Annotated in this window: 24 protein-coding genes and 1 riboswitch; of the genes, 8 read left to right on the top strand and 16 right to left on the bottom strand. The window is 59.5% G+C overall.

Going from position 1 to position 26,083, the window contains the following annotated elements:
- Positions 1–104 precede the first annotated feature (104 nt).
- The 6 genes from mutL to BLO49_RS03985 all read right to left on the bottom strand — a co-directional run bounded on the left by mutL (position 105) and on the right by BLO49_RS03985 (position 8,089).
- A complete protein-coding gene (gene mutL / locus BLO49_RS04010) occupies positions 105–1,988 on the bottom strand; it encodes a DNA mismatch repair endonuclease MutL (protein WP_090644464.1) in 1,884 nt (627 codons plus the stop codon).
- Positions 1,989–2,045: 57 nt separating this feature from the next.
- Positions 2,046–2,837, bottom strand: a complete 792-nt coding sequence (locus tag BLO49_RS04005) for a methyltransferase (protein ID WP_245678848.1) — start codon at positions 2,835–2,837, stop codon at positions 2,046–2,048.
- A 105-nt stretch (positions 2,838–2,942) separates the two neighbouring features.
- On the bottom strand, positions 2,943–3,515 hold the full coding sequence (locus BLO49_RS04000) for a DUF3035 domain-containing protein (RefSeq protein ID WP_090646091.1): 573 nt from the start codon (positions 3,513–3,515) through the stop codon (positions 2,943–2,945).
- An 85-nt stretch (positions 3,516–3,600) separates the two neighbouring features.
- Complete coding sequence (gene lspA, locus BLO49_RS03995) at positions 3,601–4,128, bottom strand: signal peptidase II (RefSeq protein ID WP_245678847.1); 528 nt, start codon at positions 4,126–4,128, stop codon at positions 3,601–3,603.
- Between the two features lie 7 nt (positions 4,129–4,135).
- Positions 4,136–7,090: an isoleucine--tRNA ligase gene (gene ileS, locus BLO49_RS03990; protein WP_090644458.1), complete on the bottom strand. Its 2,955-nt coding sequence runs from the start codon at positions 7,088–7,090 to the stop codon at positions 4,136–4,138.
- Positions 7,091–7,240: 150 nt separating this feature from the next.
- Positions 7,241–8,089 (bottom strand): hypothetical protein, encoded by an 849-nt coding sequence (locus BLO49_RS03985; RefSeq protein ID WP_090644456.1) that lies wholly within the window; start codon positions 8,087–8,089, stop codon positions 7,241–7,243.
- Between the two features lie 133 nt (positions 8,090–8,222).
- On the opposite strand from BLO49_RS03985, the gene BLO49_RS03980 reads away from it, so the two are divergent.
- Positions 8,223–8,840: a GyrI-like domain-containing protein gene (locus tag BLO49_RS03980; RefSeq protein WP_090644453.1), complete on the top strand. Its 618-nt coding sequence runs from the start codon at positions 8,223–8,225 to the stop codon at positions 8,838–8,840.
- Between the two features lie 127 nt (positions 8,841–8,967).
- Here the strand turns inward: BLO49_RS03980 and ribF are convergent, their stop codons facing one another.
- Entirely contained in the window at positions 8,968–9,945 is a 978-nt protein-coding gene (gene ribF / locus BLO49_RS03975; protein WP_090644450.1) for a riboflavin biosynthesis protein RibF, read from the bottom strand.
- Positions 9,946–9,967: 22 nt separating this feature from the next.
- On the bottom strand, positions 9,968–10,405 hold the full coding sequence (locus tag BLO49_RS03970) for a MaoC family dehydratase (RefSeq protein ID WP_090644448.1): 438 nt from the start codon (positions 10,403–10,405) through the stop codon (positions 9,968–9,970).
- A gap of 344 nt (positions 10,406–10,749) precedes the next feature.
- Here BLO49_RS03970 and BLO49_RS03965 point away from each other — a divergent pair, with 344 nt between their 5' ends.
- The 3 genes from BLO49_RS03965 (at position 10,750) to BLO49_RS03955 (ending at position 12,737) form a co-directional block, all read left to right on the top strand.
- A complete protein-coding gene (locus BLO49_RS03965; protein ID WP_090644445.1) occupies positions 10,750–11,136 on the top strand; it encodes a response regulator in 387 nt (128 codons plus the stop codon).
- A 60-nt stretch (positions 11,137–11,196) separates the two neighbouring features.
- Positions 11,197–12,147 carry a protein phosphatase CheZ gene (locus tag BLO49_RS03960; RefSeq protein WP_090644443.1) on the top strand — a complete coding sequence of 317 codons (951 nt, stop codon included), beginning with the start codon at positions 11,197–11,199 and terminating at the stop codon, positions 12,145–12,147.
- 131 nt (positions 12,148–12,278) lie between these two features.
- Positions 12,279–12,737 carry a GNAT family N-acetyltransferase gene (locus tag BLO49_RS03955; RefSeq protein WP_090644440.1) on the top strand — a complete coding sequence of 153 codons (459 nt, stop codon included), beginning with the start codon at positions 12,279–12,281 and terminating at the stop codon, positions 12,735–12,737.
- On the opposite strand, the gene BLO49_RS03950 is transcribed toward BLO49_RS03955, so the two are convergent.
- The 3 genes from BLO49_RS03950 to BLO49_RS03940 all read right to left on the bottom strand — a co-directional run bounded on the left by BLO49_RS03950 (position 12,734) and on the right by BLO49_RS03940 (position 15,527).
- Complete coding sequence (locus BLO49_RS03950) at positions 12,734–13,612, bottom strand: TIGR01459 family HAD-type hydrolase (RefSeq protein ID WP_090644438.1); 879 nt, start codon at positions 13,610–13,612, stop codon at positions 12,734–12,736. The genes BLO49_RS03955 and BLO49_RS03950 overlap by 4 nt on opposite strands.
- Before the next feature lie 76 nt (positions 13,613–13,688).
- Positions 13,689–14,948, bottom strand: coding sequence for a DUF3422 domain-containing protein (locus BLO49_RS03945; RefSeq protein ID WP_090644435.1), 1,260 nt, complete (start codon positions 14,946–14,948; stop codon positions 13,689–13,691).
- A 96-nt stretch (positions 14,949–15,044) separates the two neighbouring features.
- Positions 15,045–15,527, bottom strand: a complete 483-nt coding sequence (locus BLO49_RS03940) for a polyhydroxyalkanoate granule-associated phasin (RefSeq protein ID WP_090644432.1) — start codon at positions 15,525–15,527, stop codon at positions 15,045–15,047.
- A 171-nt stretch (positions 15,528–15,698) separates the two neighbouring features.
- Between BLO49_RS03940 and BLO49_RS03935 the strand changes: the two genes are divergently transcribed.
- On the top strand, positions 15,699–16,712 hold the full coding sequence (locus tag BLO49_RS03935) for a cupin-like domain-containing protein (RefSeq protein ID WP_090644430.1): 1,014 nt from the start codon (positions 15,699–15,701) through the stop codon (positions 16,710–16,712).
- 270 nt (positions 16,713–16,982) lie between these two features.
- On the opposite strand, the gene BLO49_RS18355 is transcribed toward BLO49_RS03935, so the two are convergent.
- The 3 genes from BLO49_RS18355 to BLO49_RS03920 all read right to left on the bottom strand — a co-directional run bounded on the left by BLO49_RS18355 (position 16,983) and on the right by BLO49_RS03920 (position 21,061).
- A complete protein-coding gene (locus BLO49_RS18355; RefSeq protein WP_170828195.1) occupies positions 16,983–17,123 on the bottom strand; it encodes a hypothetical protein in 141 nt (46 codons plus the stop codon).
- A gap of 319 nt (positions 17,124–17,442) precedes the next feature.
- Complete coding sequence (gene thiC, locus BLO49_RS03925; protein ID WP_090644425.1) at positions 17,443–19,278, bottom strand: phosphomethylpyrimidine synthase ThiC; 1,836 nt, start codon at positions 19,276–19,278, stop codon at positions 17,443–17,445.
- A gap of 67 nt (positions 19,279–19,345) precedes the next feature.
- Positions 19,346–19,460: riboswitch (TPP riboswitch) on the bottom strand.
- Between the two features lie 41 nt (positions 19,461–19,501).
- Positions 19,502–21,061 carry a hypothetical protein gene (locus tag BLO49_RS03920; protein WP_139159612.1) on the bottom strand — a complete coding sequence of 520 codons (1,560 nt, stop codon included), beginning with the start codon at positions 21,059–21,061 and terminating at the stop codon, positions 19,502–19,504.
- Between the two features lie 374 nt (positions 21,062–21,435).
- Between BLO49_RS03920 and BLO49_RS03915 the strand changes: the two genes are divergently transcribed.
- Both BLO49_RS03915 and cytX read left to right on the top strand, forming a co-directional pair.
- A complete protein-coding gene (locus BLO49_RS03915) occupies positions 21,436–22,269 on the top strand; it encodes a TIGR00266 family protein (RefSeq protein ID WP_090644419.1) in 834 nt (277 codons plus the stop codon).
- Between the two features lie 137 nt (positions 22,270–22,406).
- On the top strand, positions 22,407–23,714 hold the full coding sequence (gene cytX / locus BLO49_RS03910) for a putative hydroxymethylpyrimidine transporter CytX (protein ID WP_090644417.1): 1,308 nt from the start codon (positions 22,407–22,409) through the stop codon (positions 23,712–23,714).
- Here the strand turns inward: cytX and BLO49_RS03905 are convergent, their stop codons facing one another.
- Positions 23,715–24,329 carry a TetR/AcrR family transcriptional regulator C-terminal domain-containing protein gene (locus BLO49_RS03905; protein WP_090644414.1) on the bottom strand — a complete coding sequence of 205 codons (615 nt, stop codon included), beginning with the start codon at positions 24,327–24,329 and terminating at the stop codon, positions 23,715–23,717. It abuts the gene before it with no gap.
- A gap of 65 nt (positions 24,330–24,394) precedes the next feature.
- Between BLO49_RS03905 and BLO49_RS03900 the strand changes: the two genes are divergently transcribed.
- Complete coding sequence (locus BLO49_RS03900; RefSeq protein ID WP_090644411.1) at positions 24,395–25,567, top strand: TCR/Tet family MFS transporter; 1,173 nt, start codon at positions 24,395–24,397, stop codon at positions 25,565–25,567.
- Here the strand turns inward: BLO49_RS03900 and BLO49_RS03895 are convergent.
- Positions 25,558–26,031 carry a hemerythrin domain-containing protein gene (locus BLO49_RS03895; RefSeq protein WP_170828194.1) on the bottom strand — a complete coding sequence of 158 codons (474 nt, stop codon included), beginning with the start codon at positions 26,029–26,031 and terminating at the stop codon, positions 25,558–25,560. The genes BLO49_RS03900 and BLO49_RS03895 overlap by 10 nt on opposite strands.
- Positions 26,032–26,083: the final 52 nt, after the last annotated feature.

The raw sequence follows: 26,083 nt of genomic DNA, 5'->3' as shown, positions 1-26,083 counted from the left end.
GCAGGCTTTTTTATTGGATATTCGCCCACAGAGTCAAAGGGCGGGGGCATTGCGGGGCGCGCGACAGGATCGCGGCGCCCCGGTGGTCGTTTTAGGACTTCATTTTATCGCCGCCCGAACAACTTTTCGATATCCTTGAGCTTTAGTTCGACATAGGTGGGACGGCCATGATTGCACTGGCCGGAATGAGGCGTGGCTTCCATCTGGCGCAGCAGGGCGTTCATTTCCTCACCCGTCAGGCGGCGGCCGGAGCGGATGCTGTGCCGGCAGGCGTGATCGCCGCAAATCTCCGCCATGCGCTCTTTCAGCGCCAGCAACTCGCCGTGTTCGGTCAGGTCATCGACCAGATCGCGCACCAGCCCGGCAATATCGCAATCGCCCAAAAGTGTGGGGATATCGCGCACCAGGACACTGGTGGGCCCAAACGCTTCGATACTTAGGCCCATCGATTGCAGGTCGGCCTGGCGCGCCATCAACCGGCTAACTTCCTCGCGTTCGAGATCGACGATTTCCGGGATCAGAAGGCTCTGGCTCTGCACATGGCCGGTCGCCATTGCCACCTTCATCTGTTCATAGACCAGGCGTTCGTGGGCGGCGTGCTGGTCGACAATGACCAGTCCATCGGCGGTCTGGGCGATGATATAGGTTTCATGCAGTTGTGCCCGCGCCGCACCAAGCGGAAAGGCTTCGGTTTGAGTGGGGGCCTGGACCTCGGTTGGCAATTCCACGATGTCTGGCGCATAGGCTTCGGCCACACCGGGCGTATCATGATAAAAGCCTTCAGCCTCCACGCGCGCTGTCGGTGAAAAGGGCGTGGCCTCCGGCAGATAGGGCGACATGTAGGGGCGGACGGCGGCAATCTGCGCCGGCGAGACCGGATTATAAGGCCGGTTCAGGCCGAGCAGCGGTTGCACCACCTGAGGCTGGAAGGCGCTGATTGTCTGGTGCGCCACGGTGGTGGCAGCGCGATGACCGGCGGAGGCCAGGGCGTGTTTGAGGGCACCGATAATCAGGCCGCGCACCAGGTTCGGGTCGCGGAAACGGACTTCGGTCTTGGCCGGATGGACGTTGACGTCGAGTTCCTGCGGATCGATCTCGACAAACAGCGCGGCCAGGGGATGGCGGTCTCGCGCAAGGAAGTCGGCGTAAGCCGCGCGCAAAGCGCCGGCCAGCAGCTTATCTCGCACCGGGCGGTTATTGACGAAAAGATACTGGTGCGCCGCATTGCCGCGCGAGAAGGTGGGCAGGCCCGCATAGCCTGTGAGATGCACGCCTTCGCGGCCCTGGTCGATCAGCAGGGCGTTATCGGAAAAATCATTGCCCAGCAGGGCGGCGAGGCGCTTCAGACGGCCCTCGAAGCCGGCCGGTTCGGCATAAAGCTTCAGTTGCTTCTTGCCGTCCAGTTCAAGCGAAAAAGCGACGTTTTCATGCGCCATGGCCTGGCGCTTGACCTCTTCGGCGATGGCCATGTTTTCCGCGCGTTCGGACTTCATGAATTTCAGCCGGGCGGGCGTTGCGTAGAACAGGTCGGTCAGTTCGATGCGGGTGCCATGCTCGCCGCCAAAGGCCGCTGGCCTTACGGGGGCGATGACGCCGCCATCGATGCGGATATTGAGCGGCGCGCCATCCTTGAGGCGGGACGTGATGTCGAGCCTTGCCACGGAGCCCATTGAGGGCAGGGCCTCGCCGCGGAAACCGAGGGTCTTGATATGCAGCAGATCCCAGGTGCCGTCGGCCTGGGGCTTCAACTTGGAGGTGGCATGGCGTTCAATGGCCAGTTGCAGGTCATCCGCCCCCATGCCGGAGCCATTGTCCTCGATCAGGATGCGCGACAGCCCGCCGAGATCGGCGCGGATATCGATCTGGGTCGCACCGGCGTCGATGGCGTTTTCCACCAGTTCCTTGACCGCCGAGGCGGGACGTTCGACCACCTCACCGGCGGCGATTCTGTTAATGGTATCCTGTGGCAAGCGCTGAATATTCGACATCCAGCCTTTATAGCCGGAGTCGGCGCGGGTGTCTTCTGGTGTTAAGGTTTTGCCTGCCTATTGTAACGGCCGACGGAAGACCAGGGCCATGCGGTCGGTATGGCCACGGATGGATGGATCGAACACGTTCTTCGAATGATCGTCCGCCGGATTGGCTAATACCGAACTATCCTCGACCAGCTCGAAACCCGCCGCCTTGAAGTCTGCCAGCACCTGCGCCTTGTCGATCCGGTGCAGGGTATTGGTCGCCGTTGCCGCCACGCCATCCGCCGTCCGATGGTCGGTCAGGATAACCAGACCGCCGGGTTTCAGTGCCGCCAGCAGGGCCTTGTCCATGGCCACGGCGTCATGGCCGTCTTCATTATAGGTATCGTGATAGATGGTGCCGATGAAGATGGCATCATAGGGCGCAGCGGGCAGGGGGACCTTGCCGAAGTCCGAGGTCACCAGATGCACGTTCGGCCGTGCGGTAACCAGCGCCTGTCGCGCCGGTTCCATTTTGAAGGCATCCACCCATTTCGGCGGGTTTTGCGAATCGACGCTGCCGGTGCAGACCGCCGCCGACAGCAGATAAGAGGCGTAGCCGCCACCGGCGCCCATATCGAGGACGTGATCGCCGGGCTTTATGTGATCCAGCACGAACCGCGTTTCGCCCAGGCGATTGGCGTCATTGGCGCGCTGGCCTTCGGGACGATCAGCCTTGGCCAGAACGGCCTCGACGCGGGTATCGAGCGATGCATTAGCGGCGCATTCGGCGGGGGCAGCGGCTGTGTCTGCCGCGTAGGTTGTCTGGGCCAGTCCGCTCAGCGAAAGCGCCATAGCCAGACAGAGAATACGCTGCGATACCATGGGAACCTCCAGATTATGTTTGGCCAAAGAAAAAAGGCGCTCCGAAGGAACGCCTTTTCATCTGATTGCTCAAGTAAATTATCGGTAACCTTGAAAGCTCGAAGCCTAGAGACCCGGCAGCTTGAACTTGGGGTTCGGCTTCTGGGTGATGATGATAGGATTATCCCCCACCAGAGCCTTGAGGCGCGCCTGTTCCGCGGCGGCATCGACCGGTACGGGCGTATTGCCGGCAGCGGCATTGGCATTGGCGGCGGTCGCGGCTTCAGAGGCCTCGGCGGGCTTCTTCCAGAACATCACCTTGTCAGCGAAGGAGGGTTCCTTGTAGGTCAGGTCGCCGAACTCATCGTCAACCACATAGCGGGCCAGCGGGTCGGCCTTGTTGCCGCCCATGCGGGCCACCAGAGCCTGTTCGCCAGCGCTGCGGTTGACGGCGTCACGCTGGCCGAGCAGGGCCTGGCGAGCGGCGCTTTCCGGTTGCAGTTCCTGCGGGCGCGGCTCGCCGGGGGCGGGCGGACGCAGGGCGTAATCGGGCGGCACGACGAGCGGCGCCTTGGTGACCACGCGGAATTCATCGGGCACGACCTTGTTCAGGCCCAGGGCGTTCTTGGTGGACTGGCACCCCGAAAGGGCGACACCCGCCACGATCAACAGACCTGCCGCAATCTTAACCGACTTCATCATTTGCTCCAATGTCCCCATCCGGTGTTTTAACCACGCCGAACCGTGGGGAAGTGATACTTGTTTTATCGGACGCTGCCAAGCGTTAAGCCGCATCCTTGTGTTTGGCCGTCAGGTCGGCGCGGATAAAGTACCAGACCAGCAGGGCCACCCCGATACAGATGCCGCTGTCGGCGACATTGAAGACCCACGGGAACACATGCGTGCCCGAAAAGTCGAGAAAATCGACGACATAGCCCAGCCGGAACCGGTCTATGCCGTTGCCGATGGCGCCGCCGATGATCAGGCCGAGGCTGACGGTCAGCCACGCGTTCGTCTGCGTCCGCACATAGTCCATAAGGGCCAGGCCCATGCCGAACTGGAACAGCACCAACAGCCATCGGCCAAGGCCGCCCGAGGTCAGGAGGCCGAAGCTGATGCCTTGATTATGGACCATGGTGAGCGAAAAGAAGGGCAAAATATTGACCTGATCGCCGATGGCCTGAAGATTTAATCCATAGAGCACGCCCAGCTTGGTGAGCTGGTCAAGGATCAGGACGATGACCGCCAGCCCCAGGCCCTTGAGGCCAAGCGAGGTATAGAGCGGGGTGAAGTGCGCGCGCAGCTTGTCCATAAAGGGCTTATCCAGCATGGGTTTGATCGTAGGCTGCGACGGCTTCGGCATCGCGCAAGCTAAGGTCAGGGTAGCGCGGATCGCTGCCGACCTCCGGCAGGATGCGCCAGGAACGGGCACATTTGCGGCCTTCCGCGCGGGCAAAGACGACGGCGATCATGGCCAATCCTTCCAGCTTGAAAGAATCGGCCGGCGCCGGATCGAGGCTTAATGTGGCCTGCGAGGTACGGAAGACCTCGGCGGCGTCGATTCCCTGCATGGCTTCCCAGGTGGCGCCATCAGCGATATGGACCACCGGCGCGGCTTCGAGGGCCGAGCCGATCACCTTGTCGCGGCGCTTTTCTTCCAGGGCGGCGGTGACGACCGAGAGCACGGTCTCGATCTTCTGCCAGCGGTCGTGTTCGGCCAGGTTGTGCCACTCGGCCGGAACGTCTTCGAGGACGCGGAACAGGTTGGCCTGTGCGTTGCCGCGAGATGTCCAGGCTTCTTCGCAGGTGAAGGTGAGAATCGGCGCCAGCCACAGGGTCAGACGCTCGAACAGGATGTTCATCACCGTGCGGCAGGCGCGGCGCTTGAGCGACGAGGGGGCGTCGCAATAGAGGCTGTCCTTGCGGATATCGAAATAAAGCGCCGAAAGCGTCTGGATGCAAAATTCCGTAACGGGGCGGACCACTTCGGCGAAGTCATAGACCTCATAGGCGGCGCGTACCTTGGCATCGAGCGTATAGACCTCGTTGAGGATGTAGCGTTCCAGCGACGGCATGTCGGCATAGTCTACCGCTTCGGCCTCTGTGAAGCCATGGATGGCGCCCAGCAGGTAGCGGATTGTGTTGCGCAGCTTGCGATAGCAGTCGACCGTGGTCTGGATGATCTGCTTGCCGATGCGCAGGTCTTCGGAATAGTCGGCGAAGGCCACCCACAGGCGCAGGATTTCGACGCCGGATTCCTTAGCGACGTCCTGCGGGGCGGTGGTATTGCCCTTGGACTTCGACATCTTCTCGCCGTTCTCGTCGAGCACGAAACCGTGGGTCAGGACGGCATTATATGGCGCTCGGCCGCGCGTGCCACAGCTTTCCAGCAGGGAGGACTGGAACCAGCCGCGGTGCTGGTCGGAGCCTTCGAGATAGAGATCGGCCGGCCATCTTGAGGGAGAATTGGGCGTATCGGCGCGGTCCTCCAGGGTGAAGGCGTGGGTGCAGCCGGAATCGAACCAGACATCAAGGATGTCGGTGACCTTCTCATAGTCATCCGGATTGTAGCCATTACCAAGGAAGTCGGCGTCGGGGCGGGTGAACCAGGCGTCGGCGCCGCCATCGGTGATGTACTTGATGATGCGTTCGTTGACGCCTTCATCCTTCAGCGGCTCACCGGTCTTCTTATCGACGAACATGGCCAGCGGTGTGCCCCAGTTGCGCTGGCGGCTGATCAGCCAGTCCGGGCGCGTCTCGACCATGCCGCCGATACGGTTGCGCCCTTGGTCGGGATAAAAGGCGGTGTCGGCGATGGCGGCCCTGGCCTTATCCCGCAAGCTGTCATCACCATCCATTCGGATGAACCACTGGGGGGTGTTGCGGAAGATGACCGGCGCCTTGGAGCGCCAGGAATGTGGATAGGAGTGCTCGACCCGGCCGCGCGCCAGCAGGTTGCCGGCCTCGATGAGCCTGTTCATCACCGTCGGATTGGCGTCGCCAAACTTGCCGGCCTTCTTGCCTTCGGTTTCCAGCACTTTCAGGCCGGCGAAGAGCGGCACATGCGGATAGTAGGCGCCGTCCGGATCGACCGTATCGGGGATCGAATCGAGCGAACGGCCTGATTTCAGCCAGACGAGATAGTCGTCGGCGCCGTGGCCCGGCGCGGTATGGACAAAGCCCGTACCGGCATCGTCGGTGACGTGATCACCGGCCAGCATCGGCACATCGAAGCCATAGCCGGCATCGAGGGCGGCGAGGGGATGGGACAGCCTAAGGCCGGAAAGCACTTCGGCCGGCACATCAACGACTTGTTTCCATGACTTTGCGTTCGCCGCCAACAGTACGCTCTCAGCCAGCTTTTCAGCCAGAACGAGCTTGTCGCCGACCTTAACCCAAGGGGCAAAACCCAAGTCTTCTTCGGATTTTACATCCGTCACTTCATAAACGAAGTAAGCGACCTTCGGGTTGAAGCTGACCGCGCGATTGGCCGGGATGGTCCACGGTGTGGTGGTCCAGATGACGACCGAGGCGCCATGCAGGTGCTCATAGGCTTCCGAGGCGTCGCCCCAGTCACCCGGCTGGATGGGGAACTTGACCCAGATGGTCGGGCTGACATGCGGGTGGTATTCGATCTCGGCATCGGCCAGGGCCGTGCGCTCAACCGGCGACCACATCACCGGCTTGGAGCCGCGATAGAGCTGACCGGACATCAGGAACTTGTGGAATTCGGCGGTCACCTTGGCTTCTGTGCTGAAATCCATGGTGGCGTAACGATGCTCCCACTCACCAAGTACGCCCAGGCGCTTGAATTCCTCGCGCTGGCTCTCGATCCACTTGGCGGCATATTCGCGGCAGGCCTTGCGGAACTCGGCGGCGGGCACCTCATCCTTCTTGCGGCCCTTGGCGCGGAACTCTTCCTCGATCTTCCATTCGATCGGCAGGCCATGGCAATCCCAGCCCGGCACGTAATCGACGTCATGGCCAGTCAGGAACTTCGAGCGGACAACAAAATCCTTCAGGATCTTGTTGAGTGCGTGACCGATATGGATATTGCCGTTGGCATATGGCGGGCCATCATGCAGCACAAACAGCGGGGCGCCGGCGGCTTGGCGGGCATTGCGTACAGCGTGATAGAGGTCGGCCTCTTCCCACTTTTTCAGCAGTTCCGGCTCGGCCTTCGGCAGGCCGGCGCGCATGGGGAAATCGGTTTCAGGCAGGAAGACGGTCTCGCGGTAATCGCGGGCGGTCACAGTAGTAGTGGAATCGGACATGACTCTCAGGTCTTATAAAAAGGTGTCTGTAATAGGGCGCAAAAACCTCCCGGCACGGGTTCATAAACCGCGTACCGGGCGTCAAATTCGTATGGTGCGAAGCCCCGACATCATCATGGTTCTGGCTTTATCAGAGCGCCCCGGATTTTCCTAGCGCAATTGCGCCTTGGTGCGTCGGAATGTGCCGTTGAAGCGCACGCTCTCCCCGCCGCAACGGCCCTGGTCGGTGACGGCGAGCATATCGCCGAAATAGAGCATGACGACGAGGCAGTCCGTGTCGCGGTCCTCATGGCGATCCTCGGCGGCTTCATCATAGAGCAGGACCGGGCCGTTGAAGTCGGTGGTGGCGGTGAACATACCAAGGTGCGTGTCCGTGCCGCCGATTGTATCGAAGGTATAGGCCGCATAACCAGTCAGGCCGACACTCTGGGGCGTCAGGCTGTCGCGCTTAGCCGGATCGTAGGTGAGGAGCGCGTAAATCGATTCCGGATCAGGATGGGTCTGCTGGCCCTGATATTTGCCGGAAAAGTCCGCCACGCTCATGACGGTGATGTCGGTTTTCGTGTGGTTCGCGTCGGCGTGCCAGAGGCCCTGCCAGTTGGCGAAAGTGGTTGGCCTGGCTTTTTTTGTATTGATACGCGCCAAATCAACCCAGCCGGAACGGATATCGGCGCCCTGTTGAAAGACAATGCAGGCTGAGCCGGCGCGGGTGAAGGCGATAATGACCGGCTGGTTGCGGGCGATGGTGTCATTGGTCGGTCCGGCGCACAGCGTGGCCTCAAGCCCGACGCACGGCGCGCCCGCCTCGAACAGGGCGGCCGGTTTGAAGGGCGTGGCTTTCGTGATCCTGCCGGCCGTGAAATTCAGGCCGGGCGTTTCAAAGCGGTGAAGGTCGGCGAAATCGCAGTCATTATAGCCGCCCATGGCATTGGCGGCCGAAGCGATGGCGGACAGACACAAGGCTGCCAGGCCGCAAAAGACATGCTTGATGACACGCATTCTGACACCCCCACCAGATGTTCGTTAATAGAGGTTAACGCAAATGCGGCCAGAGTCAAAATATGCAGTGAAAGCCTGCTGGCAGTTTCTGGCAGGGCTAGGCGATAGATTGCGCGAAACAGGAGGCTGCGAATTGAGCAAGATCGATCTGAAAGTGGAATATAAGCCGCTTTATAGCGCGTCAGCGAAAGAGTTTACCCTGGTCGAGGTGCCGCCTCTGCAATATCTCATGTTCGACGGCAAGGGCGACCCGAATACCGCGCCGGAATATGCCCAGGCGATCGAGGCGCTCTATTCGCTTTCCTATACCTTGAAATTCATGAGCAAACGGGCGTTTGACCGGGACTATGTGGTCGGGCCGCTGGAAGGTCTGTGGTGGGCCAGGGACATGAACAGCTTTGTCACGCGCGAGAAGTCGAAATGGTCATGGACGATGATGATCCTTCAGCCGGACTGGATCGAGAAGGGGCACCTGTGCGCCGCGCTCAGCGAGGTGGTGATGAAGAAGGGGCTGCCGGGACTGGAAAAGGTGCGGCTGGAACGGCTGGAAGAAGGGCTTTGCGCCCAGATCCTGCATGTCGGGCCCTATGATGACGAAGGGCCGGTGCTCAAACGCCTGCATGAAGAGTGGCTGCCGGCCAATGGGCTGAAGGAGACCGGCAAGCATCATGAGATCTATCTCAGCGATCCGCGAAAGGCCGAACCGGCGAAATTGCGGACCATCCTGCGCCAGCCGATCAGGCGGATTTAAGAAAGGAATCCACAGATAAGCCAGATAAGCACAGATGGCGCTTCGCGCCTCACGTTCGTCACATCACCCACGAAGACGATGATGATCATGGACCATCTGTGCTTATCTGGCTTATCTGTGGACCACTTTACTTTTTCTGGAAGTAGACCCGCGCCTTGGCGGCGTCGTTCTGGATTTCGAGCTTCATTTCATCGAAGGAGGCGAACTTCGCTTCCGGGCGGATAAAGTCGAGCAGGGCGGTCTCGACCACCTGGCCGTAAATCTCCTCGCTGAAATCGAAGAGATAAGTTTCTAGCAGTTCTATATTGCCGCCGACCGTGGGGCGGACGCCGATATTGCTGACGCCATTGATCACGCGGCCATCGGGCAGGGTGGTTTGCGTCACATAGATGCCATAGCGCGGGCGCTGGTAATCGCCCAAAGTCAGGTTAAGCGTCGGGAAATCGATGGTGCGGCCCTGTTTGGCGCCATGAATGACCTCGCCGAGATAGGCTTGTGGGCGGCCGAGGATTTCCGCCGCTAGTCTGGCATCACCGGCCAGCAGGGCCTCGCGCACCGCCGAGGAGGACAGTTTGTGGCCGGCTGTATCGGTCTGGCAGGGCAGGATATCAGTGGTGAAGCCGAACTGTTCTCCAAATGCCACCAGATCCTTGGCATGGCCGCCGCCGCGCTTGCCGAACTGGAAATCGAAGCCGGCCGAGACGTGGCTAAGCTTGAGATAGTCGCGCAGGATCAGGCGGGCGAAGTCCTCTGCGGTCAGGGAGGACAGGTTGGCGTCGAAGCTGAGGACAAAGGCATAGCCGACGCCCAGAGCTTCAAAGGCGCGCAATTGCTGTGACAGATGCATCAGCCGGAAAGGCTTGCCGGCTTTATGGAAGAAGCTCTGCGGGTGCGGATCGAAGCAGATGACTGCCGATGGGACACCCTGGACCTTTGCCGCCGCGATGGCCGATTCGATCACATGCTGGTGCCCGATATGCACGCCGTCGAAACTGCCGATGGCCGCACTGGCGCCGACAGGCAGAGGCGCATCGGCCTGCAGTCTGTGGCCGGCATCCACGCCAAGCGTGATGACCTTGATGGAGCGGGGCAGGAGGGCGGTCACTTGACTATGCTGGTCTCTTGATTCAGGCAGGTCTTTTGGGGGCGATAACCACGGCGGTTCCGCTTAACATGGTCTTGTTGCGCACCTTGGCAAGGGTGGACAGTGTCACATGGCCGGATTTCAGGTCTATCGCCTTGATCGTCACCTCGATCGTTACCTCGTCGCCCGGACGGACGGCGCGCTTGAAGTCGAGCGTCTGCGACACGTAGATCGATCCGCGGCCGGGCAGGTCGGTGGCCAGGGTCGCGGAAATATAGGCGCCCAGCAACATGCCGTGGGCGATCCGGCCTTTGAAAGGCGATTTCGCGGCGAAATCCTCATCAACATGGACCGGGTTATGGTCGGTCGAGACATCGGCGAAAGCACGGATGGCGGCGTCATCAACCGTAAAGACGCGCGAGGCGGTCTGGTCGATGGACAGTTCGTCGAGATAGTAGGCGCTGAAAGTATCCTGGGTCATGTTCCTGCTCTAGTTCACGCCGATACGGCTGCCAAGGCATTTTTCCCCGAAAAATTCCGGATATCGCTGTGGAGATATCCGGCAAGGGCAAGGCCCGTCGCCGCTTACGCGGCGAGCCCGGCGGCGTTTGAGCCAGAAAAAACGTGCCGAAGCGGGACAAAAAATGAAATCCGCGCTGTAATTTTCACCATAAATCGTGGTTAATATAGGATATATCGTTGAAATATAATAATAAAATTCGCAAACGCTCTTAACCGGATTTTATCGTCTCATCACTATTCTGGTCAGGTACAAAGGAAGGGCCTGCACATTGCAGGGCTCGCTTAGAAAAAGTGGGGCGTTACATGGCCATCGATATGTCCATGCCGGTCTTGGTAGTTGATGATTACAAGACCATGCTGCGTATTATTTCCAATCTGCTGAAGCAGCTTGGTTTCGAGAATGTTGAAGAGGCCTCGGATGGCACCGAAGCGCTCGACAAGATGAAGAAGAGTTCTTATGGCCTGGTCATCTCCGACTGGAACATGGAACCGATGACGGGCTACGAACTGTTGCTCAAGGTTCGTGCCGATGACGGCCTGAAGCGTACGCCATTCATCATGGTCACGGCCGAGAGCAAGACGGAAAACGTTATTGCTGCCAAGAAAGCCGGCGTTAACAATTACATTGTTAAACCTTTCAACGCGGCGACTCTCAAGCAAAAGATCACCGCCGTTCTCGGCGATTTCTAAGCCCTGGCGCGTGCTAAACCGTCTCTCAAAGACACGTCTCGTCTAAAAAGTAGGATTACAATGGCCCTGCCAGCATCAAAATCAGACGAAGGTTACGCACCGGAAGGGTTTGATCCCGCCATGGTCGGCGAGCTTGAGCCCAAGCTCATCAACCTGATGCAGCAATCCGAGGCGCTTGTGGCCCTGATGCGCGGCTTCTTCCAGCAACTGGACAAGCGCCGCTCGGAAGAATTCAGCGTCATCGCCGGCTATATTGCCAAGGCGAAGGAAGAAATCCGCGAAATGCGTCCTCACGACATTTCGCAGGAACGTATCCCCACCGCCGGCGCGGAACTCGAAGCCATTACCCGCGATACCGAAAACGCCACCCACAACATCATGAATTCGGCTGAGGCCATGATGGGCTTCTCGATCGACCAGTTCGGCGGAGACGCCAATGCCTACAAGGCTGCGGTCGATGACGAGGTCATGAAGATTTTTGAAGCCTGCTCGTTCCAGGATATCACCGGCCAGCGCGTGTCGAAGGTGGTGAACGTCTTGAAGCAGATCGAGGAGCGCGTCGGCAAGCTGGCCAATACCCTGGGGGTCGAGGATTCGACGCCGCAGGAAATGACCGCGGAAGAAAAGCGCCGCCACGACCTGCTGCTTAACGGTCCGGCTATCGGTGGTCCGGAAACAAAGCAGGACGCTATCGACGCCATGTTTGATTCGGGCTTTGATGAAGCGCCTGTTAAGGCCGACGCCCTGGCTGCCAAGGCACCGGCACCCAAGCCCGCTCCGGCGCCAACGCCTGCCCCTGTCGCCAAGGCACCCGAACCGAAGCCGCAACCCGCGCCGGCGCCAAAACCGGCACCCGCTCCGGCCCCAGTTCCGGCACCTGCGCCCCAGGCCGCCGCACCGGAAGCCGCTGAAAGCAATTCCCAGGACGATATCGACGCTCTGTTCGATATTCCCGCCGAAGATATGGGCAAGACCAATTCGCAGGACGATATCGACGCCCTGTTCGACTAAACCTGAATAAGCAAAGCGGTCACGAAGCGCGGCAAGACGCTGATGACGAGACATTTGTGATGGTGAAAACGCCCGGTAGCTGCATGGCTGCCGGGCGTTTTGCTTTTCGGTGGGGAGTGTTATGACGGGCCATGTCCGATTTTCTCATTCGCCCGGTCGTGCCGGAAGACTATGCGCAGTGGCTGCCGCTCTGGCTGGCCTATAATGCCTTTTATGGCCGGTCCGGCGCCACCGCCCTGCCGGATCTCGTGACTGAAACAGCCTGGGCGCGCTTCCTTGATCCGGTGGAGCCGATGTCGGCTCTCGTGGCGATAAAGGACGGGATGATCGCCGGACTGGCGCACTATCTCTTTCATCGCTCGACTTCGGCGATCGAAATGACCTGCTATATGCAGGATCTGTATACCCTGGAGGCGCAACGGGGGCAGGGGATAGCGCGCGGGCTGATCGAAACTGTGTATGAGGCGGCACGGCAGGCCGGCATATCGCGGGTCTATTGGCATACGCATGAGACCAACCGCACAGCGCAAAAGCTGTACGACAAGATAGCTCAGCGTTCAGGCTTCATCGTTTACCGGAAAGTGCTTTAGGCTTTCCAGCGCAAGGCATCGGCGACGTATTTCGCATTGGCCATCTGCGTATCGAGCACCGCCTTGAGCAGCAGCGGATCGAGGACGCCTTCGGCATTGGTGGCCTCGGCGGCATGGATTCCGGCGGCGATGAACAGAAGGTCGAGCCCTTGACCGTTGGCGCCCAGCACGTCGGTCGGCAGGCCGTCACCGATGGCGACGATGCGGGTTTTGTCATGCGGCTTGCCGGTGATCTTTTCCAGCGCTGAATAGCACAGGTCGTAGATCGGTGCGTAGGGCTTGCCAGCCATGATGACCGGGCCGCCGAGCGAGGCGTAGAGATCGGCCAGCGAACCGGCGCACATGATGATCTTGTCGCCGCGCTGGACTACCTTGTCCGGATTGGCGCAGATCATGACGACCTTGCGGCCGGCAGCCAGGGTAAAGGCGTGCTGATATTGTTCGAGCGTGTCGTTTTCGTCGTCAAACGGGCCGGTGCAGGAGATAAAGGCGGCATTTTCCGGCGTACCCGTAAGGTCGATGTCGATCCCTTCATAGATGACATTGTCGCGTTCCGGCCCAAGCTTCCAGGCGGCGCCCTGAGCCGCGAACTTCCGCAGATATTCGCGCGTGGCGTCGCCGGAGGAAATGACATCGGAGAAACCATCCGCCATGATGCCCAGGCTGGCCAGTTGTTCGACCAGGCTGTCATGCGGCCGCGGCGAATTGGAGATCAGGATGACCGGGCCGTGCTTCGCCTTAAATTCACGCAGCGCCTCGTAGGCGGTCGGGAAATGCTGCCGGCCATTATGGATGACGCCCCAGATATCGCAGAAAACAGCATCATATTGGCCGGCAATATCGACCAGACCATTTAGAAGTTCAGGATGGGACATCGACTCATATTTCTCAAGGCGGAGGAGGTTTGGTTTTCCTTATCGGCTGCATGACGGAAGGGGAAGGGCAAAAGGTCTAGGTTTCCGAATGGCCGATGCTTTTCTTGCGGTGATGGATGAACAGCCAGGCCAGGACAAGGATCGTCGCGATGATCGGGCCATAGAGCAGATGCGCCAGGTGCGGATCGAGGAGGGGATCGATCATGTATTTTACCAGACTGAAAATATAATAGCCGACGGCGAAGACCGATAGGCCCTCGACCAGTTCGGACAGTTTCATTTGCAACTTGGCTCGCACGTTCATGCTTTTCAGCAGGCTCTGGTTCTGCACTTCGAGCGAGATTGATATCCGCGCGCGCAGCAGGTCGCTGACGCGGGCAATACGCACCGACAGGTCATCCAGTCGCCGCGCCGCCGCCTCGCAGGTCCGCATGGCGGGATGCAGGCGACGCTCGATGAATTCCTGCATGGTCGAAAAGCCGGCGACGCGGGTCTCGCGCAAAGATACCAGCCGGTCTTCAGCCAGGCGGGCATAGGCTTCGGTGGCGCCCTGGCGGAAGCGGACGGCGTTGACACGGTCTTCGACCTCGGCCGACAGCGCCATCAGGCGTTCCAGAAGCTGCTCCTGCGAGGCGCTCTGACTGGCCATGTCGGAGGTCAGTCCGGCCAGACGGGCCTCGGCGCCCTTCAGCCAGCCCATCAGGGTGCGCGCCACCGGGAAGCCCAGCAGGGCCAGCTTGCGGTAATGGCCGATCTCGATCAGGGTTTGCAGCAGGCGCGACGCTTCGTCATTCTCCAGCCCCTTGTCCTGCACGTAGATGCGGCCGGCGCCGCCCTCATGCATCCGGAAATCCGACCATATGCGCGCCGCGCCGTCAAACACATCGCAGCATACCGCCTGGGTCAGGTCGATCACCTTTTGCAGTTGGGCGGTCTTCGGCTCATAGGGCAGGACCGAGATTTCGACGCTGCGAAAGACCTCGCCCGGCGCGCCGGTCAGCCAGTCGAAATCAGCAGTACGGATTCGACAAAAGCCCAGATCGGCCTTGGTGGCGGCGGAAAGCGAGATGTCGGTGTCGTATTTCAACCAGGTCGAAAACTCGCCGTGCCGTTCCCAGATGCGGCCGGTGGTCTCGTCAGTCTCCGCAAGCCGCGAGAGGTCGGGCGCGCCGGCTTGCAGGCTGTTGACCCAGTCCGTTTCCGTCTGGCGCTGATCGTCGCTGACCAGATAGACCCAACTGCGCACCGCGACGGGTGTCTTATAGATCGGCAGGCTGCGTTCGTGCATAAGGTCGCTGAGGGGCTGCCTCAGGGCGTGGTCGTGCAGGGATTTCATATCGGGCCGTGGCATTTGTTGTGATTGTGGCCAGCATAGCAAGGTTCTCTGACCTTGCGTCATCACTTCCGGCTTCCAATCGCAACACGCGGCTTATTAGCGCTTACCCAGTCGTTTGGCGTTGGCCGTGGCGCGCGAATGGATGGGCCTGAGCGTATCGAGCGCGGCATTGGCGGTCTGGTCCGACAGGCTCAGGGCGCTATTGGCCGCTTTGCGCATCGAGCGGCCAAGTGTCTGGTGGCGCGATATCGCTGCGGGCAGGCTGGAACTGGTGGCGAGGTGGAAGAGGCTGGTCTGGATCGCGGCCATCTCGTTGAACATCTTCATAGCTGCGAACGGGCTAAAGGCCATCATCGACATCGCCGCCGCCTGCATGGATTCGGTAGCGGCCTCCACCTTCTCCTGACCCATCAGGGTAAATTCGGCGGCATCCCTGGCGCTGGGCGGAAGGGAGGCATTCGCCATGCGTGTGGTGCGGTGGCTGATGACCTCGGCCGAGGCCAGCATCATGCCGGTGGTCTGCATGGCCAGGTCGGTCCACAAGGCAAATGGGTTCAGGTAGGAGGATTTGCGTGTCATGCCATCAGGAAGCCTGTTACGGCATAAGAAAGCCATATGTTAAGCCAGCAATGCCGGTTTTATAAGTAACGCAGTTATTATTAAATATAATAAAATACCGCAAACATGCGACGGATTTGCAATTTTAACGGGTTCAACAAAGAAATATGTTGAGAGATACCCGGTTCATCCATGCACAATTTTAAACCCGCGATTGTGGCTCACAATGTTGATCGCGCTATTTTTGAAAATGAAATAAAGCCATTGGATGCGCCCGTGGTCCTGAAAGGGCTGGTGGCTGATTGGGAATGCGTGCGTCTGGCAAAAGAATCCCCGGAAGTACTAGGCCGCTATCTCAAACAGAATGACGCTGGTGAACCGGTAAATATCGCTTTGCTGCAGAAGGAATTTTCAGGCCGCTATTTCTATAATGAAGACCTGTCAGGTTTTAATTTTACTCAGCACAGGCAGAACCTTAGCCGGATGGTGGATTGGTGTCTTGCAGGCAAGGCCGGCGACGTTCGTGATTCCGTTTATATTCAGGCGCACAATGTGGATTCGGTATTTCCGGATATGGCCAAGAATCTGGACATGCCTCTGCTGGATCATAAGGTGCGTCCAAAAGTATGGTTGGCCAATACTCTGCGCACACAGACACATTTCGATACATTCAGCAACATTGCCTGTCATGTATCTGGCGAAAAAACCTTCACCCTTTTTGCGCCTGATCAGATAGGCAACCTGTATCCGGGGCCGATAGAGGCAACGCCTGCCGGCGTACCCATCAGTATGGTGGAACTGGATGATCCGGATTTTGAACGTTTTCCCCGGTTTCGTCTGGCTCTGGAAGCCGCTGTTCAGGCGAAACTGGAACCGGGAGACGCCCTGTATATTCCGGCCATGTGGTGGCATCATGTTCAGACCACCGGGCCACTGAATATGCTTGTTAATTACTGGTGGAATGAGGGGCGGGTCGATGTCGCGCCACCTTTTACAGCCCTGTTTATGGCGGCGCTAAGCTATAACCATCTGCCGCCACCAGAAAAACGCGCGTGGCAGGCCCTGGTGAACCACTATGTGTTTGAAACGCATGGCGATCCCATGGCGCATTTGCCGAGGTCGGCGCATGGCGTGTTCAGTCACAATATGTCCGCCGATCAAATGCGCGCCTATCAGGTTGCGTTCAAACGCGCGGTGGCGTCTTAAACATATTTGTGAATTGACGGCATAGCGCGGATCAGAACAAACCTCGAACTTATGAGGCTTGATAGATTGGTTGATTGCTGCTGGGTGGAGCTTGAGGGCGATCTGCGCCCGCACCTGGTAATCCGCAAGCGACTGAAACCGCTTATTTTTGCCGTGGGTGAGTGGCTTTATGCGGAGTGCGGCAGCCCGCTGGCGCATAATCCAGACGCGCCGCGCATAGTGATGATCCTGCATCCGCGCAGTCACGGTCGTCGCCGCGCGTGACGGTTCCTAGTCTATCATGTCGGCGACAAGGCGCTGCAATTCGCGGCGGCTGAAACCGACGGGCAGGGCGACAGGGTTTGCCTTGCGGGCCACGAGACGCAGGTCGGGGCGCATATGCGTAGTCTGGGTTTTGGTTTGGGTATACATAATAATCCTTCGCCGGCGGTTTTATCCATAGGACGTTTCCGGCGGTCAGTTCTTGTTAGGGCAATTGGAAATTCAATAGCCGGATGCACCGCTTATAAATGCGCGGTGATTGACGGGGATAATGCGAGAAAAACGCATTCGGGCGCGAGGGCGTAAAGCCTTAAGCGCCGCCGGAGATATCGGCGTTGATGGAGGCTATATAGACGCTGTCAGGCGAAATTACAAGTTGCGATCGCAACTATGCAATTTCCGGGAAGAAAAGATGTGGGGTCACGGACCCCACACCCCATCACTTAAGCCAGTTATAGTTGTGCGCCTGTTATTCAGCAGGTACGTCAATTGCCGAGCCAAGGGCGCGGAATTTTTGCGACATATCGGCCATGCCATTTTCAATATCCGCGCGTTCATTGTCGGTCAGGGTGGCAGAGTAATCCCGCACCTCCTGGCTGATCTTCATAGAGCAGAACTTCGGGCCGCACATCGAGCAGAAGTGCGCGGTCTTGTGGGCTTCCTTCGGCAGGGTCTCGTCATGGAAGGCGCGGGCGGTTTCCGGATCGAGCGCCAAGTTGAACTGGTCCTGCCAGCGGAACTCGAAGCGGGCACGGCTCATGGCATCGTCCCAGGCTTGCGCGCCCGGATGGCCCTTGGCCAGGTCGGCGGCATGGGCCGAGATCTTGTAGGTGATCACGCCCGTTTTCACGTCGTCGCGGTTGGGCAGGCCCAGATGTTCCTTCGGCGTGACATAACACAGCATGGAGGTGCCGAACCAGCCGATCATGGCCGCGCCGATGCCTGAGGTGATATGATCATATCCCGGCGCGATATCGGTGGTGAGTGGCCCAAGCGTATAGAAGGGCGCCTCGCCGCAGGTCTTTAGCTGCTTGTCCATATTGGCCTTGATCTTGTGCATCGGTACATGGCCGGGGCCTTCGATCATCACCTGACAGCCCTTCTTCCAGGCGATTTGCGTCAGTTCGCCGAGCGTCTCCAGTTCGGCGAACTGTGCGGCATCATTGGCGTCGGCGATCGAGCCAGGGCGCAGGCCGTCGCCCAAGCTGAACGACACATCATAGGCGCGCATGATGTCGCAAATCTCTTCAAAGTGCGTGTAGAGGAAGTTCTCCTTGTGGTGCGCCAGGCACCACTTGGCCATGATCGAGCCGCCGCGCGACACGATGCCGGTGACGCGCTTGGCCGTCAGGTGGACGTAAGACAGGCGCACCCCCGCATGGATGGTGAAGTAATCGACGCCCTGCTGCGCCTGCTCGATCAGGGTGTCGCGATAGACCTCCCAGGTCAGGTCTTCGGCGACGCCGCCCACCTTTTCCAAAGCCTGATAGATCGGCACGGTGCCGATGGGCGCGGGCGAGTTGCGGATAATCCATTCGCGGATATTGTGGATGTTGCGCCCGGTCGAGAGGTCCATGACATTGTCCGCGCCCCAGCGGATCGCCCAGACCATCTTCTCGACCTCTTCTTCCATGCTGGAGGTCACAGCCGAATTGCCGATATTGGCGTTGATCTTGACCAGGAAGTTGCGGCCGATGATCATCGGCTCGACCTCGGGGTGGTTGATATTGGCCGGGATGATGGCGCGGCCTCTGGCGACTTCGTCACGGACGAATTCCGGCGTGATGTAATCGGGGATTTCGGCTCCGAAATCCTCCCCGTCGCGTAAGACTTCAGCGTCTTGCGCGCGGCGCAGGTTCTCGCGGATCGCGATATATTCCATTTCCGGCGTGATGACGCCGCGCCGCGCATATTCCAGTTGCGTGACGCTCTTGCCGTCTTTGGCGCGCAGCACCTTGGGCAGGTTCGGAAACTGCGGGGCCAGGGCGCCTTCGGAGACATTGCCGTTATCTTCGGGCTTCACTTCGCGGGCCTCGATATATTCGACATCGCCGCGGGCTACGATCCATTGTTCGCGCAGGCGCGGCAGGCCTTTGCTGATATCCGGCGTGAAGTTTTCATCCGTATAGGGCCCGGACGAATCATAGATGGTCACCGGCGGTTCGTTGGCGCTTTCGTGCAGCGCTACCTCGCGGAAAGGCACGCGGATATCCGCAAAACGGACGCCCGTTTCATAGACCTTGCGCGAGCCGGGGATGGGGGAATTCTCGACCTTGATAGGCTTCTGGATGACTGGTTTGTTCATTATATCCCTCGCAAATTAAGAGGGATCATGCGCGCAGATTGCGGGCGCTCGGTTGCCCCTGGCGGGCGATTAAGCGTATCCAACTCCCTTCGCCGGCATGACCCGGATCAGGTTCGGCGGGTTTGAAGGACTTGACCTTCGTCTCAGCCCGCCTTTACGCGCGGACACCCCGGTGAACTGCGGGTGAGCATAGGCGGAATGGCGCAGGGGTCAAGCCGGAAGTTCAGTGACGCAGGTCGACGGGCTTCGCGGATTGCGATGTGGCGGCCAGAGCCTTCATCCGGTCGATGACCGTCTGGGCCTCGCGTTTGTGTACGTCGGCCAGGCGGACGGTATTGATGATCGAAACTGTCAGCCCGTAAACCGGTGTGGAGTCAGTTATATAGACGTCGTGATCGTCGTCGGCCGTCAAATCCATCACGGCATAGACAATCACGCCGCACCGGTCGGTTTCGCCGGGCGCAGCGACGGAAGGGTCATAGGCGCGCGCACCGTAGCGATCGGCGTAGATCGCCTTCAGCGGCCAGTTGCCGTCCAGTCCGTCATAGGCGTATTTGGACACGCAGTAGGTGGCTGGCGTCGATTGTGCCGACAGGGCCCGGTAAAGCGTCATGAAGGCCGGAGTGCCGGCATTCAGGGGAGAAGGTACGGTGAAATTGGCGTCATTAAATCTGATCCCGGTCGAGAGGCCATCCGGTGAGGCTTGAATAGACCAGGCTTCCGGTTGCAGCGGCGTTTGTCCGTCAGGGTAGACCCACGCCACCATATTACGGAAAACGAAGGACGGTGTGCCGAACTGATTGCGGAGAGGATCGAGAACAGCATTCATCGGTTGCGGATGGGGATGATCCACAAGCAAGGGGCGGCCGCTGGCATCCTGAGAGGTGGAGTCGGTGTAGCGCTGCGAACGGATGACTGCCACGACCGTACCTTCGGGTGCATATTCGACGCTGAGAAAATTTGCGTCCTCACGGCCGATGCCGGTGCAATGCAGGCAGAAGCGGGTGGTTTTCAGGTAGGGATGCACCAGTGAGCGGATTTCGGCGCTGTTTTCCGGATTGGCCAGCCAGGCATTGACGCCTTGATAGTCCGGGCTGTAAGCAGCGCCTTTCCGATAAGCTTCCCAGGCCAGCAGGCGGGCGCCGATTTCCACGCTGCCGGGGCTGTAGGTCTGGCCGACCGCCTGGGCCTGGATGCGGACCTCGCCATTTTCGGAGGCGCACAGGGTATCAATCACCTTGCGACGGTTCATGCCCAACTCGATACCGCGTACAGATACGGGCGCGGGCGAAGTGGCATCGGGCGAGATGAAGAGGCAGGGCTCCTTCTTCATCTCATCGATATAGTAGGGGATGGTGCCGACATTTGCCGAAGGGGCGGCCATCGATCCTTGCGCGTCGTCCTGGCGCTGGCTGGCCTCCTGAAGCACCGGACTGACCGACAGGACGCGGCGCAGGAAGCGTTGCTCTACGCCCGCCATCAATACCGCTTGGGCGATTACGGTGCGGTGGGTGGTTATTTCCTGGGCGTGGATAAGGGCGCTGTTTGGGTCGGTCCCGCTGTAATTGACGTGTTCCGGGTCGATCTGCGCGAGCAGGCCGTTCTCTATGGATATCCGGCGCTTCAGTTCCTGGAGATTGGCCTTGCGGGCCTGGGCGAAAACCGCCAGTCGGCCAAGCTGTCCAGATTCGCCGGATGTCAGGATGGTCTTCAGTTCGGCGTTCAGCCGTTCGTTTTCCGCCTTGAGCTTGTCCTTGAACGCCTGGCGGGCCGCATCCGGCATTTTTCCGAGAGCGCCCCGGGCGAAGGCCATTGCGGAGGCAGGATTTTTGGCCACGTCCGCCGGCGGGCTGCGGGTGTTTCCGCAGGCCGAAAGGGAGGCACATACCAACGACAATATAAGCAGGACCAGAGGTAATCTGGAACTCGAAATCATGGGCATAGCTTCCCCGGCCACCCGGTTTCACCGGTCCGACAATGACGTAGATGTCTCGAAAGGCGTGTGTTTCTGAACGCTTCGGGAAACCTACTGCAAGGGCGGCGTTTCGGCAAGGTTTACAACGAAGTATCGTTGCCTGTTCACTTCCTTTTGCAAAGTCCCTTCACATTGGCGCCGACATCGCTACATCTTCGGGAACTGTCACCTGAGAGGTCTTCATGCTGCCGTCCGTTCCCGTTACCCATCACCGCCAGTCCGGTATCGCCGATGATATCGATTTCGAGATCAAGGGCCAGGAACTGCAATTCGTAGAGATCGAACTCGATCCGGGGGAGAGCGCGATTGCCGAAGCCGGCGCCATGGTCTGGAAAGATGCCAGTGTCGGTATGACCACCGTGTTTGGCGATGGATCTGGCGCGCAGGGCGGGGGCTTCATGGGCGCGCTGCTGGGCGCCGGCAAACGCCTGATCACCGGCGAGAGCCTGTTCACCACGGTATTCACCCATAACGGCCGCGATAAGGCGCGGGTCGCTTTCTCGGCGCCGGTACCGGGCGCCATAGTGCCGATCAAGCTTTCGGATGTCGGCGGGCGCCTGATCTGCCAGAAGGACGCCTTCTTGTGCGCCGCCAAGGGCGTGTCGCTTGGTATCGCCTTCCAGAAACGGGTCATGACCGGCCTGTTCGGCGGTGAGGGCTTCATCATGCAGAAGCTCGAAGGCGATGGCTGGGTGTTCGTCCAGTTCGGCGGCATGGTCATCGAGCGCGAACTGAAGGCCGGCGAGGAACTGCATGTCGATACGGGCTGCGTGGCGGCCTTCACCGATACGGTCGATTTCGACCTGATTCAGGCGGGCGGCGTGAAATCCATGCTGTTCGGCGGGGAGGGCGTGTTTTTCGCCCGGCTGACCGGCCCCGGCAAGGTGTGGGTGCAGTCGCTGCCGTTTGCGCGCCTGGCCGGACGCATCGGCGCCGCGATCGGCGGTGGCGGTCCGTCGCGCGGCGAGGGCTCGGTGCTTGGCGGCCTGGGTGACCTGATCGGCGGGAATAACTAGAGTTTTACAAGACGAGGCATCTTTACCTCCCCGGCTATGCCGGGGAGGGGGACCGTGAGCGCAGCGAGCGGTGGTGGGGTTTCTTACTTCCTCAAGTCTGTTATGGGTGAGGTTTCTCTGATTCCAGACCCTTACCCATGACCGAAATCTCCGACCAGGACGCCTATGATCCGCTCGTGCCGGTGCCTGAGAATAAGCGCACCCTGACCTTGCGTGATGCCTTCTCGCTGTGGTTCTCGCTGGGGATCGGTCTGCTGGTTTTACAGGCCGGCGCCTATCTCGTACCGGGGCTGTCGCTGGGCGAAGGGTTGCTGGCTATCGTCATCGGCAGCGTGGCCGGGGCGGTGCTGCTGGGACTGGCGGGCGTTGTCGGGGCCGATACTGGTCTCTCCACCATGGGCGCGCTTCGCCCGACGCTGGGCGTGCGCGGCGCATCAGTGGCAGCGATCCTCAATGTCATCCAACTGGTCGGCTGGGGGGCATTCGAGATCATCGCCATGCGCGACGCTGCCAATACGCTGTCCACCAACACCCTCCATTTCACCTTGCCGGTTTTGTGGACACTCGTTTTCGGCGTTGCCGCCACCGGTCTGGCGGTGATGGGGCCGCTGAGCTTTGTCCGCCGCTTCCTGCGCCACTGGGGCCTCTGGCTGCTGTTGGCAGGGGCGGCGTGGATGACCTATGCCTTGCTGGCTGACCATAATCTCGCCGCTGCTTTTGCGCGCAAGGGAGACGGTTCATTGTCTCTGGGCGGCGGCATCGATCTGGTGATCGCCATGCCTTTGTCGTGGCTGCCCCTGATCGCCGATTATGCGCGTTTCGGCAAATCTCCTGGCGCGGTCTTCAAGGGCTCGACCCTCGGCTATCTGCTGGCCAATATCTGGTTTTTCGCGCTTGGCGCCGCCTATGCCTTGGTGGCTGCGGGCAATCCGGATCAGTTGCTGTTATCGGCCCTGGCGACCACCGGCGGTGGGCTGGCCCTGCTGCTGATCCTGATCGACGAGACCGACAATGTTTTCGCTGATATCTTCTCGGCGGCTACATCTCTCGGCAGCCTGCTGCATTTCCGTATCCGCCATCTGGTGATCGGCTTTGGTGTTCTGTGTACGCTTATTGCGCTGTTCGTGCCGATGGCCGAATTCATGAGCTTCCTTTATATGATCGGTTCGGTCTTCACGCCGCTTTATGGCGTGCTGTTGGTCGATCACTTCCTGATCCACAAGCGTCAGGTGGCGGTTCCCGACATCAGCCGAATCGGGGGCGCCTATGGTTTCAGTTATGGCGTGCATATCAGCGCCTTTGCTGCCTGGGCGGCCGGTATCGCCACCTATTATTATGTCCTGAACCTGCTGCCGACGATCGGCGCCACCCTGCCAGCCTTCTTCATCGCGGCCGTCAGCTACTGGGGCCTGGCGAAGGTGTTTGCGAGGCCAGTAGTTGGCTGATCACGAAGACGGAACATGTTTTGCCTCGAAGCCGGCGATCAGCAGGTCGAGGCCTATAAGGAAATGGGTTTCAGGCCTGTTGTTACGATAGCTGGCCAAGGCTGCTGCCACATGAGGAAATGCCTGCGCTCGCGCATCCAGCGCTTCGATCTGTTCGGGTGAAGGCGGTTCGCTCTGTTCTTCTAAAACACAGCCGACGACATAACGACTGGTGGCGATGCTTAATGACATGGCGTCGGCGGCAGTAAAGCCCTGCCTCTCCATGAAAGCCAGCATAGCGTCAATTTGCGCCACATGATCGGGTTCGGCCTCCGTGCCAGCGTGAAGGCGCGCGCCATCGCGGACACTTAAAAGCGCCTGACGGAACATCAGGGAGTTGCGACGGAAAAAGGCCTGCCAGGTCTCATTAGGAGACGGCTCGCAAGTATCGAAACGCGCCTGTATGTCAGCATTCAGCGCATCAAGCAAGGCGCGCTTGTTCCTGAAATGCCAGTAAAGCGCGGGTTGCTGGACGCCCAGTTTCTGCGCCAGGGCACGTGTGGAAAGAGCGTCAATCCCCACTTCATTGAGCAGGGAGAGCGCGGCTTCAATAATGGTCGATTTGTCGAGTTTCATTTTCACCTTGACTTGAGTGTCTCGCAACCTTATCAGCGATAAATAACTTATCAGTGATAAATTTTATGAAAACGTCCTGTCTCGCCCTTTTCGCCATTTTCCTGACCGTCACGCTCGATATGGCGGGCATCGGCCTGGTGCTGCCAGTTCTGCCTGATCTGTTCGGCGCTGCCAAATCCGGAGCCACAGTCGGCATGGCCTATGGCTTGTTCTTATCGCTGTACGCGTTGATGCAGTTTTTGTGCGCACCGTTGCTGGGTGGCTGGAGCGATCGTGTGGGTCGTAAGCCGGTGCTGACGATTTCGCTGATCGGCGCGGCGCTGAACTATGCCGTCATGGCCTGCCTGCCGCCCCTATGGGTTCTGTTCGTGGCGCGGGCCATCGCGGGCATTACCGGTGCCAATATGTCGGTGGCGCAAGCCTATCTTGCCGATATTTCCACGCCGGAAGAGCGCGCCAAGCGTTTCGGGCAGATGAACGCCTGTATGGGAGTTGGCTTTATTCTCGGTCCGGCGGCAGGCGGGTTGCTGCGCGAAGCCAGCCTGATGTGGCCGTTCGCGTTGGCTGCGGCCCTGACCGTGATCAATCTATTGCTATGCCTGTTCGTTCTTCCGGAGTCGCGTGTGACTGAGCCAACCGCCGAGAAGCTCAACCCGCTGGCGCCGCTCACCAGTATCACGGCCTTCAGGGGGATTGTTGCCCTCCTGCTGGCGGGCGGCCTGTTTGCCATCATTGGCGAAATCGGTGGCAGCGTATGGGTGCTGTATGTCGAAAACCGCTACAACTGGCAGGGGCTGACTGTCGGGGTGTCCCTGACCCTGTTCGGCTTTTTTCATGCCCTGGCGCAGGCATTCCTGGTCGGGCCTATAACCAGACGACTGGGTGAGCGCGGCGCCTTGCTGGTTGGAGTTTTCGCTGACATGGCCTGTTATGTGGCATTGGGGGTGGTGACCAAAGGCGCATTTATCTGGGTATTGATCCCGCTTCTGAGCGTGGGCGGTATAGGCCCGAGCATACTGATGGCGGTCATTTCCAAGCAGGTGAGCGAGGATCGCCAGGGACAACTTCAGGGCGTTATCGCCAGCCTGCAAAGCCTGGCTGCCATCATCGGACCAGTTTTGATGCTGAACATTTACTTCCTGTCGCGGGAGGTCTTTCCCGGACTGGTATGGATTATCGGTGCAGCGCTCTATCTGTTAGTTTTGCCGATCGTTCTGCGCCGATCAATCTATAAATAGATAACAGCCGAGGCGTTCTGACCGGCCAGGATCTGCTGTTTCAGCGCATCCATCTGCAAGGCCAGGCGATGGGCATCGAGCGGAGAAATGGCTTCCTTGGCGCGCGGGAATATTTCGCCCTCTTCCTTGGCGATATGGTGTTCGATGGCGAATTTCAGCTCGCCGAACTTCTCCATCCATTCCTCGCTGCTGATTGACAACCGGTCCAGCACATGGAGCAAAGCCTTGATTTCATGATGCTCATGCTCGGAATGTTCGAGCTTGTCGTTCATTTCCTGCGTCGGGATGGCGTGTTCGAGAGCTGCATAGAAGGTGCGTTCTTCGGAGTCGCCGTGCGCTGACAATTCGGTCCTGATCTGATCGAACAGGGTCTGCCTGACCGCAGGCAGCCGGATCGACATCAGGTCGTCCATCAGGCCGGACAGTTTGCGATGATCGCGGACGATATAGGCGTAAATATCCATGGCGTGCGCTCCTTTATCCACAGGAGGATGCGACCAGGAAGACGGGTTTGCA

The organism is Asticcacaulis taihuensis, from assembly GCF_900100255.1.
Lineage (GTDB): Bacteria > Pseudomonadota > Alphaproteobacteria > Caulobacterales > Caulobacteraceae > Asticcacaulis > Asticcacaulis taihuensis.
Note: the sequence above shows the minus strand (reverse complement) of the source record. Positions and strands in the feature narration are given on the sequence as shown.